Source organism: Alicyclobacillus suci, from assembly GCF_017329615.1.
GTDB lineage: Bacteria > Bacillota > Bacilli > Alicyclobacillales > Alicyclobacillaceae > Alicyclobacillus > Alicyclobacillus suci.
Window position 1 is genome coordinate 1 of the sequence record NZ_JAFMTW010000019.1, and the last position, 11,958, is coordinate 11,958.

Below are 11,958 nucleotides of genomic sequence, written 5' to 3' on the forward strand. Positions count from 1 at the left end.
CAGAGTGTTGAAAACGACATGACCGAGAAACTGACAAGCGGGTTACAACAAATTGTCGGCGCCGGTAACGCTGTCGTTGTGGTGCATGCGAACGTGACGTTTAATCAGACGAAGAGTCAGTCTCACGTATTGCAGAATGCGCCGAACTCGACGAGTGGGTTTGTCACGAGTCAAAATCAGGAGAAATCTCAGTCGACGAATACGAACGGTCAAGCGGGAGGGCCTGCCGGCCAGGCGGGATCAAATCCGAATAGTACGACTTCGTACAGCGCTTCAAGTTCCGCGGCGGGGAATTCGACGTCTTCTGAGTCGAATACGACGACGAACTACGATTACAGCTATGAAAACCAGACGACCACCGATGACCCGATGCAGATTCAGGGATACAAAGTGGGCGTGTTGTTGAATAGCAACGACAAGGCGATGACGCCGGCCGAAGTTCAGAAAATCAAGTCGTTCGTGACCAATTTGGTGGGGCAAAGTCCGACGACCCAGGGCGCGAACACGGTATCGGTATCGACTGTTCCGTTTACTCAAAGCGCTGCGGCACCATCGCAAACCAAATCGAACTGGATTCTGTATGTGGTCTTAGGTCTTCTAGCCGCATTGGTTGCGGGCTTGTTTCTCTGGTGGCGGCGCAAACGGGCTGGCGGCAATGGTCCGACAGATGTCCCAGCTAGAATTCAAGACGCCTACGACGAGCAATTAGAAGAGTTGCCACCGACGGAAGACGAGTTGTTGATGAGTCAGCTGGTCAATATGGCCCGGCAGCGTCCAGATGATTTCGCGAGTTTGTTGAGAAGTTGGCTGTCTGAGTAATACGTACGAATTTTGAAACGCGGAGGCGATGAGTGTGCAACGCCAGAGGACCTTAACCGGTCGACAGAAGGCCGCAGTCCTTCTCATCGCGCTTGGCCAAGATGTTGCGGCCAGTGTTTTCAAGCGGCTGTCGCAGGAAGAGGTCGAACAACTGACATTTGAAATTGCCAATGTCAGCAAAGTGAATTTCGAGCAGCGGGAAAATATCCTCCAGGAATTTCGCGATCTCGCCATGGCCCGAGAGTACATTCAGACCGGCGGTATCGAGTACGCGCGCGAGGTGCTTGAGAAGGCTCTTGGCGGCAAGGAGGCCGAGGACATTCTCAATCGCCTGACCTCTGCGCTCCAAGTGCGACCCTTTCATTTCGCGCGGAAAGCAGACCCGAATCAGGTTCTTGGGTTTATTCAGGATGAACATCCACAGACGGTTGCACTTGTGCTTTCCTATTTAGATCCGGAACAGGCGGCCATGATTATGGCCGCACTGCCTGCAGAATTACAGGCGGATGTCGCGCGCCGAATTGCCACGATGAAGGGAACTTCTCCAGAGGTCATCGCGGAAGTGGAGGATATCTTGGAGTCGAAGTTGTCGGCGATGACTACGGTGGATAGCGCACAGGCTGGCGGTATTGAGGCGATTGTTAAGATTTTGAATGGCGTCGATAGGAGTACAGAAAAGGGGATTCTTGAACAACTGTCGGTGAAAGATCCAGATTTGGTTGACGAGATCAAAAAACGGATGTTTGTCTTTGAAGATATTATTTTCCTCGACAGCAAAGCGATACAGCGCGTAATTCGCGAAGTGGACGCGAGAGACCTTCAGTTGGCACTGAAAGTCTCGCGCGATGATGTGAAGGAGATTTTGTTCAACAACATGTCGAAGCGGATGGCTGAAACCTTCCAGGAAGATATGGAGTACATGGGCCCAGTTCGCCTCCGTGACGTCGAGGATGCACAACAGCGGATTGTGGGCGTCATTCGACACCTCGAGGATCTCGGTGAAATTGTCGTATCTCGTGGTGGAGGTGACGACATCATTGTCTAACGTGTTCAAACGCGTGTCGTCGACCTGGCTCCCCGGGGGCAAGCAACCGATTCCCATCGCGGTCGCGGGCGTTAGCGAAGAGGTGGCCGCGACCGTGGAGCTTGGCGAGGAGAGTGAATCTGTCGTCCACCCGGACGCGCTTCTCGCAGAAGCTAGAGCTGTCTGTGAACAGATGCTCGAAAGGGCGGAAGTCGAGGCGCAAGCTGCGATTGCGGCGGCCCAGGTCGAGGCCCAGGAGATTCGGCGGGCGGCGCAACAGGCGGGCTATGACGAAGGGTTTCGGCAAGGTCAAGAGGAAGCTGCGCTAGCCTTTGTCGAGTGGAAGCAAAAGGAACATGTCGCACTGAGGCAGTTGGCCGAACAGATTGAGGCGGGTCGCAGTGAGCGTCTGCATGCGTTACAACCCATTGTCGAGGAACTGGCAATGGCTGCTGTGAAAAAATTGCTGTATCGAGAATTGGCACTGGCGCCTGCTGATATCGGGGCGATGGTTGAAGATCTCTTGGTTTACGTCAGCCAAGGTACGTCCGTACAAGTTCGTGTACATCCCGACGATTACGCGGCGGCCCGTCAAGCGCATCCGCGGTGGAAGTTGGAAAACTACGGCGAGTGGGAAATTGCGGTGGTGCCGGATCCGACGCTTGCGCCCGGCGATTGTGAGTTGCGGGGAACGGCAGGTCGCGTCGACGGCACGTTGAAGACGCGGCTTGAGGAGTTGCATCAGGCGTTGCGCGACTGCATGCGTGGTCAGGGAGAGATGGACGATGGAAGCGAGGCTTAAAAGCTTTCTCGAACAGTTGCCCTCCACGAGACTGGCCAAGGTCTATGGGAAAGTGACCAAAGTGGTCGGTATGACCATCGAATCGAGTGGCCCGCTTTCTAATCTTGGGGACCTTTGCGTGATTTATGGTAAACAGACGCAATGTCGCGCGGAGGTCATCGGCTTTCGCGAAGGGCATTTGATTCTCGTGCCACTTGGCGAAATGGGGGATATCGGTCCAGGCGCGGATGTTTTGGCGATGCACGGGCGATTGGCGGTGCATTGTGGCGCAGGGTTGCTTGGACGGATAGTCAACGGACTAGGAGAACCGATGGATGGGCGTGGCCCACTCCGCGATGTTTTCACCCGGGAAGTTGAACAGGCGCCGTTGCATCCATTACGTCGCCAGCGCATTGAGCGTCCCATTCAGACTGGGGTTCGCGTGATTGATGGTCTGCTCACCATCGGTGATGGTCAGCGCGTTGGGATTTTTGCTGGCAGTGGCGTCGGCAAGAGCACGCTTTTGTCGATGATTGCGCGAGGTACGGAGGCGGATGTCAACGTCATCGCATTGGTCGGCGAACGCGGTCGAGAGGTGCGCGAGTTTATCGAGCGGGACCTCGGAGAAGCAGGACTGAAGCGCAGCGTCGTAGTGGTTGCAACGTCTGACCAACCTGCGTTGATTCGACTGAAGGCCGCCTATGTGGCGACGACCATTGCTGAATACTTTCGTGACGAAGGTATGCACGTCAACTTTATGATGGATTCGGTTACGCGGTTTGCGATGGCGCAGCGTGAGGTTGGGTTGGCGGCAGGTGAGCCACCGACGGCTCGTGGCTACACGCCATCCGTGTTTGCGGCACTTCCCAAGTTGCTGGAACGCACGGGTCCCGGTGAGTCGGGCACCATCACGGCGTTTTACACGGTGCTCGTCGATGGGGATGACATGAATGACCCGATTGCCGATACCGTTCGCGGAATTCTTGACGGACATATCGTGCTTTCCAGAAAGCTCGCGAATGCAGGACATTTCCCGTCGGTTGACGTATTGAGCAGTGTGTCGCGACTGTTTTCGACAGTTGCCGATAAGCGGCATCAGCAAGCAGCCAAACAAGCCCGAACGTGGCTCAGTCGGTATCGCGACGTGGAGGATTTGTTGCGGATAGGGGCGTATCGACAGGGCGCGGATAGGGATACTGACCTCGCCATTGAGAAAGTCCCTGATGTCAACCAACTGCTCGTTCAAGAAACGGATGATTTAACGGAACTTGCGACGACCGTGGAGCGGCTCGCGCAAGTGACGGGGGTGTAAGGTGTGCGTGAATTCACCGCGTTTGCGACGCGATTTCACAAATTGAAACGGGACTTACAGGACATCGAGGAGTCGCAGTACGCGCGTCTGTTGCAACAGGAGCGAGCGTTGCAGTTGCAGTGGCAGCAGTTGGAGGATTTGTCCCGCGAGGCGAGAGGGCGGATGAAAGAGGCCGCAAGTGTGTTGCTCGTGCAATCTTATGTCTCATATCAGGAGGCTATTGAGACGCGAAAGGCACATCTGGAACGGGAATGGGCGGCTTTACAGGGTGACGTTCACGCCCAGCAAGGAAAACTTCGCGACGCGTATGTCGAACAGGAAAAGTGGTCTCGCATCTCGCAAGATGCACGCATGGAAGACAGGGTTGAGCGTATGCGAAAGTTGCAAGTTGAGGCAGACGACGAGGCGCTGAAGAGATTTAAAAGGACGGATGTGTAATGGCGTCGAAGGTGGACGGTGGCAAGGGTCACGATAACGAGCGCGGGCGCGTGAATAGAGTTACCTGGATTCTGTTTGTGGGGGTCGTTCCGATTCTCGTCGCCGCGGTGGTCATTGGTGTCGCGCTGCAGTTCGTCGGGGTGCCGGTATGGCAGACTTCGCTGGATGTCCTCGGTATACGCCAACCTGCTGCGGCATCACAGTCGGCTGGTTCGAGTGCAGAACAGCAAGTCAAAGCACAGCAGCAGCAAATTGCCAAGTTGAAGTCGGAAAATGCGAACCTGACACAAGAGACGCAAGCCGATGAGAAACAAATTCAGGCATTGCAAAATCAGGTGGAGACGTTGCAGAAACAGCAACAAGTAGGGACGAATCACCTGCAAAACGGCCAGCAGGAAGCGAAGGTGCTGGCGCAGATGGATGCTTCGGCGGCGGCTTCGGTCCTTCAGAAGATGGGCGCTGACCAAGCCGCATGGGTGGTAGCGGCGATGCCAGCTGAGACCTCTGGTCCGATTCTCCAAGCGCTGCCTACGGCATTTGCCAGCTCGGTCCTTCAACAGGCGGCGGACGATATGCGTATGGCGTCACAGGCGGCGAGTGGCTCGGCCAACAATACGACTTCGTTTGGGACGGTAGGACAGACACCGTAATGGAGGGTCTTTCATGTTGAAAGGAGGTGAAACAAATATGCATGTATCGGCGGCAAAGAGTTCCACGGCGGATTTGTTGAGCGCAGGGGGTTCTGGGAAATTCAGTGGTGTTCTGGATGCAGCCGTGTTTGACGATTTACTGGCTGCCATGTTGGGAACGTCTGGAACGCTTCCAAATGCGAATCTGACCGATGCGGCGAGCGGTTCCACAGGGGAGCAGATTGCTGGCGGGGTCAGTTCGGTAAAAGGTAAGCGCGGGCTGACCAATCCGGTGATGTCGACGGCTGGGCAACGGGGAATAGATAAGCCATCTATGGGTGGTCGTGCGAGTGAATCGAACCCACCACAGGGTGTGGCCCTAGCGAATGGCGAGGCGAGTACCCTTCTTGCGACAACTGCGCGTGCAAATGCGAAAGCCGACAGTGGTACGGGCAAGAAGGCATCGGATGATGCAGGTGCGTCCCTTGTCGCGAATGTATCTTCTACAGGCATCGCGGCAGTGAGTCATTCGGGTGGAAATAACGCGAATACAACGCTGTCATCGACGTTTGCAGATATGCTGGTAAAGCAATCGCCGACGAGCGGCGTGAAGAACGACCGATATTTGGAATCCGCAGAGCGGGGCGCTTCATCGGTCAATTCGACGGCTAGTGACACCGTTTTGCCGTCAACTGGGCAGACTGCGAGTGGATTTTCTGCAACGTCGTCTGATCCGCGCGTACAAGCGGTGCTGGCACAAGCCAAACACGGCGGTCACTCGAAGTCTGATGCAGATTCAGATAGTCCACCGTCGAGCACTGGTGGGGTCAATGACGGATCAAGCGCGATGGTGGTTGGCACGATGGCGAGTGGAGGTGTGCCCTCGGCGACGACGTCGACGGCATCTGTAAGCGGCGGGCAGGCCCCGCAAATCGATGTGCGAAACCCGGATGCTCTGGCGCAGTTTGGACATTTGATCTCGGTGAAAGCAGATGCCGGGGACAGCAAGCTGCAGGTGCAGATTGTACCGCAGGGGATGGGGCAACTGGATGTGACGGTGACGAAGGCGGCGGATGGTCGATTGCAGGTGCAGGTTGTGGCGAGTCAGGCGTCGACATTCGCATGGTTGAATCAACAGCTTCCAGCGTTACAACAGAACCTGCAAAGCCAAGGGTTGAATGTCGCTGAGTTCCAGGTGGCTTATGACCAAGGCGGCAATCAATTTGGCGGCGGTCAGCGTGGGCAACAAGATTCGGATTCGCCCGGAAGAAAATCGAGTGGAGCCACTGCGATACTGAGTACTGCAGCGGTTGGCGACGCGTCACTTGCACCCGATACTGAGCACGCTGGGGACATCAGTCTATCTATTTAAAGGAAGGAGGAACAACAATGACGACATCGGTTCAACCTACATCGAACAGTGTCGCTGGGGCGGCGCAGACGAATGCGCCTGGAACGACCGTCAATCAAGATCAGCCACTGGGACAGGACGCGTTTTTGCAGCTGTTAGTAACCCAACTTCAAAACCAGGATCCGCTGCAACCGCAGGACAACACGCAAATGTTATCCCAGTTGGCGCAGTTTAGCGCGCTGGAGCAAATGACCAATGTGGCAAATACGGAGACACAAGTGTTATCGGCCATTCAGTCTTTACAATCTGTCACGTCTATGGCGTTTGAACATCAACTGATAGGGACCAATATCTCTGTCGATGACGGCAATGGGAACACGGTCAGCGGTCAAGTGTCTGCGATAAAGATTGAGCAGGGACAGCCGCAGGTCGTTGTCAATGGCACGGCGTATCCCCTGTCACAGGTGGTGCAGATGTCGTGAGTGATCTGCGCACTACGATTGCCACTTGGCGGCCGCTCGGCACGTCACAGGCAGCGATGCCCGCCAGCCAGGGGAAGGCAAAAACCGGAAATGATACGTTTGCGGCCGCATTGACGGCAGCGACGGTCGAACAAAGTAAACCCTGGAATATTAGTAGCCACGCACAGCAACGTCTGCAGCAGCGTGGAATTACATTGTCGGACGCAGATCTGCAAGCGATGGATCAGGCGGCGAACCTTGCACAGAAAAAAGGTGCAAAGAACACGTACATGATTTTGGGACAGGCTGGGTTTGTGGTCAATTTGCCGTCACGCACGGTCGTTACGGCAATGGAAAACAAAGATCATCCGATTGTTACCCAAATTGACAGTGTCGTTTTTGTAAACTAGCTGGACCACAAAGAGGGAGCTTGGCTGTCGGTGACCGACTGATCCGATAGCGCGGCACACAACTGAGGAGGAATACACATGTTGCGTTCAATGAACTCAGCCATTTCCGGAATGCAGGCGTTTCAGACCGATCTCGACGTCGTCGGCAACAACATCGCCAACGTAAACACAGTCGGTTTTAAGTCGAGCAGCACCAATTTTGCCAACATCTTGAGTCAGACCCTCGCAGGGGGCAGTTCAGGAACCGCCACGCAGGGTGGTACGAATCCACAACAGGTCGGTCTCGGCGTCAAAGTGGCGTCGACGTCGATGGACTTCTCGCAGGGTGCGACCGATACGACGGACATTCCGACGAACGTCCTGATTAACGGCAACGGTTTGTTTGCAGTCCAGGATGCAAGTGGCAACACTTATTACACCCGCGCCGGGGATTTCTCCGTCGACAATGATGATAACCTCGTTTTGCCAAATGGAATGATTGCCCAAGGGTGGTCTAGTGCAGATGCTTCGTCTGGCAATCCAACGGCCGGCGAGTTGACGAATATCAATCTAAAGGCCCTCGATAGCAATGTCGCGGCCAACCCCAATGTTCAAATTGGCAGTGATGGTAGCATCACGGTTTCCAATACGGATGGAACGACGAGCGTCGTCGGCTATCTTGCTATCGCGAACGTTCCAAACCAGGATGGGCTTGAACAGCAGGGGGACAACTTGTTTAGTGTAACGACCGCCTCGGGTCCGGCGTCTTATTCACTGCCTGGGAAAAGTAATGCGGGCACGCTTCAGTCTGGTGCGCTGGAAGGTTCGAATGTCGATTTGTCCAGCCAGTTCGCAGAGATGATTGTCGCGCAGAACGCGTATGTGGCCAACACTCATATGATTGGGACCGACAACACGATTCTGCAGGCGCTCGTCAATATGAAGAACTCGTAAACGTGAGCGGGTCTGTGCGCCCTAGTTAAGGGCGCACAGTGACCTGGGAAAGAGAGAGAATCATGGTTCGGCTGACACGGCTAAACGGCTCAGAGATATGGCTAAATCCGATGTTGATTGAAAGCGTCGAGGCGACGCCGGATTCTGTCATCACGTTGTCCAATGGGCACAAGTATCTGGTCCAGGAGCGGCCTAGTGCCATTGAACAAATCGTCACTGCGTTCTATCGGAGAATTGGCTTGGTGGCGGCGCAAGCGGGTAAGGGGGTAGACAGATGAAAAGCCCTGTACGGGTGATGCTTCTTATCATCATCGGAATTTTAGTCATTGCGGGCGGCGGTGTCGCAGTTGCGATGTATATGAAGCACCAACATCCCACAGGCGCGGCGAAGACACACGCGCTATCGGCAAAAGAGGCAGCCGCGTTGCAGGTGACGTTGCCACAGATGACAACCAATCTGGAATCGTCCGGCTTAATTCAATTTACGTTGACGCTTCAGGCGGATAATAAATCCACCAAGAAGGAACTGAGTCTGATGCAGTACCAAATTCAAGATGACGTCAACGAAATTATGCGGCAGTATACGCCAGACCAGTTGCGAAACGACAAGGGATTGAACGACCTCAAACAGGTCATTCAAAAGGACATCAATGGAATGCTCGACACAGGGAACGTGACGAACGTGTATTTCTCGCAGGTGCTCGTGCAGTAAATCGCGAAAGGGGGCGAACGTCGTGTCAGAAGTTTTATCACAATCGGAAATCGATGCGTTGTTGTCGGCCATTCACAACGGTGAGATCGACGCCAATGAGATTCGGGCAGATGATCACGCCGCGCGAGTCCGTTCGTACGATTTTCGCCGAGCCATGCGGTTTTCTAAGGATCACCTGCGCGCGTTGCGTAGAATTCACGAGAATTTCTCCCGGCTCTTAACCACCCATCTATCGGGTCAGCTTCGCACTGTGATTCAAATTCAGGTGGAGTCGGTAGATCAGGTTCCTTACGAGGAGTTTATTCGTTCGATTCCTGTGCTCACGGTCTTGCATTTGATGGAAATGGCGCCACTCGAGGGTCGAGTCGTCCTGGAGATGAATCCACAGGTGGTGTTTGCGATGCTCGACCGGTTCATGGGAGGCGACAATGTTGGTCCATATCGAGAACGCGAGTTGACGGACATCGAGATGACACTAATGCGCCGTCTAATCACGCCGGCGGCAGACCTCCTGGCGGATTCCTGGCGTGGCGTTGTGGAACTCGAACCAGAGTTTGTGGGACTCGAAAGCAATCCGCAATTTTTACAGTTGACGACGCCGAACGAAACCGTGTTAGTCATCGCGATGAGTGTTCGCATCGGTGACACGACAGGGCTCATCAACCTGTGTATTCCACATACCACGGTCGAACCGATTATGCCGACGTTGACCAACCGTCACTTCTTGGATTCGAGGCGCCGTCAACACAACGCGGCGGAAGAGGAACAAGTCGTTACGGCGCATGTCATGAAGGTGCCCGTCGAGGTGCAGGTTGAGTTGGGATCAACCGAATTGACCGTCCATGAAGTTTTGGATTTGGAAGTGGGCGACACGATTTTGCTTCGCCAGTCTATCCGCGATCCGGCGCTGGTGTATGTTGATGGCACCGCCGCGTATTGGGGGAGTATCGGCAAGCGCAACCGCAATTACGCCGTGAAGATTCTCCGCGAATGGGAGGGAGCAAGCGATAATGAGTGATCAGGTGAAACTTTCGCAAGAGGAAATTGATGCGCTGCTCAGCGGCGACGGGAATCGAGAAGAGCCCACGGCGGCTGCGTTGACGCCGGAAGAGGCGGATACACTCGGTGAAATCGGCAATATCAGTTTTGGTTCGGCGGCCACTTCGCTGTCGGCTTTGTTACAGCATCGGGTGGATATTACCACCCCCACGGTATCGTTGATTGATGCCGATGAGGTTGAGAAAAATTTTCCGAAGCCGTACGTGTTGGTGGCTGTGGAGTTCACCGAGGGATTGATTGGTTCTAACGCATTGGCGATTGAGGTGGATGACGCCAAAACGATTGCCGACCTAATGATGGGTGGCGACGGCACTCATGTCGAAGGAGAACTGAACGAACTGCATTTGAGCGCTGTCGGCGAGGCGATGAACCAGATGATGGGTGGGGCCGCCACCTCGATGAGCCAAATGTTTGGGCGTTACATCAACATCTCGCCGCCAAAAGTCGATATTATCGACTTTTCCCGGCCGGGCCAACGCGCTTTTGATACGAAGACCGTCGTCAATGTGGAGTTTCAGCTCAAAGTTGGCGATTTAATTGATTCGCGAATTATGCAATTGTTGCCGCTGGACTTTGCGCGCGAAATGGTTGCGACGCTCCTGGCCGGGCCTGCGTCGAGCTCTTCGGAATCGGCGGCCACTGTGGCACCGCAAGTGGATTCGCCTGCACCAACCGAAGCGAGCGCGACGGTGACAGAGTCGCCAGTTTCGGAACCGACGCCAATGGCGACGACGCAGCAAAGCGTTGCGCACGGCGCGTATGCGGCGATGGCGAGTGCGACGCCTTCAGCACCGCAGAGTGTACCGAGACAGACTGCGGCACAGCAGCCGATTCAGGTTCGCCAGCCAGAGTTCGCAGACTTTGATGACGTTTCCCAAAACGCAGCGCCACCGCGCAATCTGTCGCTGTTGTTTGATGTGCCTTTAAATGTGACGGTGGAGCTTGGACGGGCGAAAAAAGTGATTCGCGAAATTTTGGAACTGGCGCCTGGGTCCATTTTGGAGCTGGACAAGCTCGCTGGTGAGCCGGTTGATATCCTGGTCAATAACAAGCGTATTGCCATTGGGGAAGTCGTCGTGATTGACGAAAACTTTGGCGTTCGCGTCACCGATATCATCAGCCAGGATCAACGCGTCAGCAAACTCTCCTAACACGCAAATTAAACAGTTGAGGTGAATGGAATTGGCAAAGATTTTGGTAGTAGACGATGCGGCATTCATGCGGATGATGATTAAAGACATTCTTTCCAAAAACGGCTTTGAGGTGGTCGGCGAGGCTGCGGATGGTGCGCAGGCAGTCGAAAAATACCAGGAGTTGAAGCCTGATTTGGTGACCATGGATATCACTATGCCGGAGGTTGATGGCATTGAAGCGCTGAAGCGTATTCGGGCGATTGATGCAAGCGCGAAAGTGATTGTCTGTTCGGCCATGGGGCAACAGGCGATGGTCATCGACGCGATTCAAGCAGGTGCCAAGGATTTTATCGTCAAACCATTTCAGGCTGACCGCGTGATTGAAGCGGTTAAAAAGGCGCTGGGGTAAATGATGTTTGACTTCATCATGGGCAAGGCCAATGGGAAGGGTCACTTGGGGGTGTGCCGATAGTGTGGAACGTCATCCATCCAGATTTGCGAATCGCGTTGGATACGACGACCAATGCCACGGCGGCGCCAGTGACGGTCGGCGCACCTGGTGTGCATTACTACATTAACGTCGTCATTGCGTTGGTGGTCGTCGTGCTCATGATTGTCCTGTTGGTGCGCTTTTTGGCCAAGCGCACGAACGTTCAGCAGCGCGGCGCGATTCAGGTGTTGGCAGCGCGTCAGTTGGCACCTAACCGTTCGGTGCAGGTAGTCGAAGTCGGCGAGAAGCGGTTTCTCATTGGTGTTGGGGAGGATGTTTCGCTATTGGCCGAGGTTACCGACAGCTATGCGCAAGGCGTCGACGAACCAGACCCGTCCTCGTTTGGCCAAGCGTTGAGTAGTGCCCTTGCAGAACTGCGGCGCCATCCGCATCGGGACGAATAGGG

At 54.8% G+C, this 11,958-nt stretch carries 16 protein-coding genes; all 16 read left to right on the top strand.

From position 1 onward, the window contains the following. The coding region (locus J3482_RS10905) for a flagellar M-ring protein FliF C-terminal domain-containing protein (RefSeq protein WP_206922408.1) at positions 1-819 on the top strand (819 nt) is incomplete at its 5' end. Positions 820-847: 28 nt separating this feature from the next. Continuing rightward, positions 848-1,864, top strand: a complete 1,017-nt coding sequence (gene fliG / locus J3482_RS10910) for a flagellar motor switch protein FliG (protein WP_188332123.1) — start codon at positions 848-850, stop codon at positions 1,862-1,864. A gap of 1 nt (position 1,865) precedes the next feature. Next, on the top strand, positions 1,866-2,645 hold the full coding sequence (locus J3482_RS10915; RefSeq protein ID WP_328702692.1) for a FliH/SctL family protein: 780 nt from the start codon (positions 1,866-1,868) through the stop codon (positions 2,643-2,645). After that, positions 2,629-3,936, top strand: a complete 1,308-nt coding sequence (locus tag J3482_RS10920) for a FliI/YscN family ATPase (RefSeq protein WP_206922410.1) — start codon at positions 2,629-2,631, stop codon at positions 3,934-3,936. Before J3482_RS10915 ends, J3482_RS10920 begins: the two co-directional genes overlap by 17 nt. Before the next feature lie 3 nt (positions 3,937-3,939). Further along, complete coding sequence (locus tag J3482_RS10925; RefSeq protein WP_146821757.1) at positions 3,940-4,374, top strand: MICOS complex subunit MIC60; 435 nt, start codon at positions 3,940-3,942, stop codon at positions 4,372-4,374. Next, positions 4,374-5,024, top strand: coding sequence for a MotE family protein (locus J3482_RS10930; RefSeq protein WP_146821758.1), 651 nt, complete (start codon positions 4,374-4,376; stop codon positions 5,022-5,024). The genes J3482_RS10925 and J3482_RS10930 overlap by 1 nt, the downstream gene beginning before the upstream one ends. Before the next feature lie 37 nt (positions 5,025-5,061). Then, positions 5,062-6,375, top strand: coding sequence for a flagellar hook-length control protein FliK (locus J3482_RS10935; protein ID WP_206922411.1), 1,314 nt, complete (start codon positions 5,062-5,064; stop codon positions 6,373-6,375). Between the two features lie 17 nt (positions 6,376-6,392). Beyond that, the gene (locus J3482_RS10940; protein ID WP_146821760.1) at positions 6,393-6,836 is read left to right on the top strand and encodes a flagellar hook capping FlgD N-terminal domain-containing protein; all 444 of its coding nucleotides are present in this window, start codon (positions 6,393-6,395) and stop codon (positions 6,834-6,836) included. After that, on the top strand, positions 6,833-7,225 hold the full coding sequence (locus J3482_RS10945) for a hypothetical protein (protein WP_206922412.1): 393 nt from the start codon (positions 6,833-6,835) through the stop codon (positions 7,223-7,225). The genes J3482_RS10940 and J3482_RS10945 overlap by 4 nt, the downstream gene beginning before the upstream one ends. A 78-nt stretch (positions 7,226-7,303) precedes the next feature. Next, positions 7,304-8,158 carry a flagellar hook-basal body complex protein gene (locus J3482_RS10950; RefSeq protein ID WP_146821762.1) on the top strand — a complete coding sequence of 285 codons (855 nt, stop codon included), beginning with the start codon at positions 7,304-7,306 and terminating at the stop codon, positions 8,156-8,158. A 62-nt stretch (positions 8,159-8,220) separates the two neighbouring features. Continuing rightward, on the top strand, positions 8,221-8,436 hold the full coding sequence (locus J3482_RS10955) for a flagellar FlbD family protein (RefSeq protein ID WP_021296458.1): 216 nt from the start codon (positions 8,221-8,223) through the stop codon (positions 8,434-8,436). Continuing rightward, on the top strand, positions 8,433-8,870 hold the full coding sequence (locus tag J3482_RS10960; RefSeq protein ID WP_146821763.1) for a flagellar basal body-associated FliL family protein: 438 nt from the start codon (positions 8,433-8,435) through the stop codon (positions 8,868-8,870). The genes J3482_RS10955 and J3482_RS10960 overlap by 4 nt, the downstream gene beginning before the upstream one ends. A 22-nt stretch (positions 8,871-8,892) precedes the next feature. Further along, complete coding sequence (fliM, locus tag J3482_RS10965) at positions 8,893-9,888, top strand: flagellar motor switch protein FliM (RefSeq protein ID WP_146821764.1); 996 nt, start codon at positions 8,893-8,895, stop codon at positions 9,886-9,888. After that, positions 9,881-11,080: a flagellar motor switch phosphatase FliY gene (gene fliY, locus J3482_RS10970; protein WP_206915665.1), complete on the top strand. Its 1,200-nt coding sequence runs from the start codon at positions 9,881-9,883 to the stop codon at positions 11,078-11,080. The genes fliM and fliY overlap by 8 nt, the downstream gene beginning before the upstream one ends. 25 nt (positions 11,081-11,105) lie before the next feature. Beyond that, positions 11,106-11,471, top strand: coding sequence for a response regulator (locus tag J3482_RS10975; RefSeq protein ID WP_146821766.1), 366 nt, complete (start codon positions 11,106-11,108; stop codon positions 11,469-11,471). Between the two features lie 62 nt (positions 11,472-11,533). After that, the gene (locus tag J3482_RS10980) at positions 11,534-11,956 is read left to right on the top strand and encodes a FliO/MopB family protein (protein WP_223204006.1); all 423 of its coding nucleotides are present in this window, start codon (positions 11,534-11,536) and stop codon (positions 11,954-11,956) included. Positions 11,957-11,958: the final 2 nt, after the last annotated feature.

Coding starts and splice junctions, on each gene's coding strand:
- J3482_RS10920 (WP_206922410.1), top strand. CDS start 2,629: ATGGAAGCGAGGCTTAAAAGCTTTCTCGAACAGTTGCCCTCCACGAGA.
- J3482_RS10955 (WP_021296458.1), top strand. CDS start 8,221: ATGGTTCGGCTGACACGGCTAAACGGCTCAGAGATATGGCTAAATCCG.
- J3482_RS10975 (WP_146821766.1), top strand. CDS start 11,106: ATGGAATTGGCAAAGATTTTGGTAGTAGACGATGCGGCATTCATGCGG.
- J3482_RS10935 (WP_206922411.1), top strand. CDS start 5,062: ATGCATGTATCGGCGGCAAAGAGTTCCACGGCGGATTTGTTGAGCGCA.
- fliG (WP_188332123.1), top strand. CDS start 848: ATGAGTGTGCAACGCCAGAGGACCTTAACCGGTCGACAGAAGGCCGCA.
- J3482_RS10960 (WP_146821763.1), top strand. CDS start 8,433: ATGAAAAGCCCTGTACGGGTGATGCTTCTTATCATCATCGGAATTTTA.
- J3482_RS10930 (WP_146821758.1), top strand. CDS start 4,374: ATGGCGTCGAAGGTGGACGGTGGCAAGGGTCACGATAACGAGCGCGGG.
- J3482_RS10940 (WP_146821760.1), top strand. CDS start 6,393: ATGACGACATCGGTTCAACCTACATCGAACAGTGTCGCTGGGGCGGCG.
- fliY (WP_206915665.1), top strand. CDS start 9,881: ATGAGTGATCAGGTGAAACTTTCGCAAGAGGAAATTGATGCGCTGCTC.
- J3482_RS10950 (WP_146821762.1), top strand. CDS start 7,304: ATGTTGCGTTCAATGAACTCAGCCATTTCCGGAATGCAGGCGTTTCAG.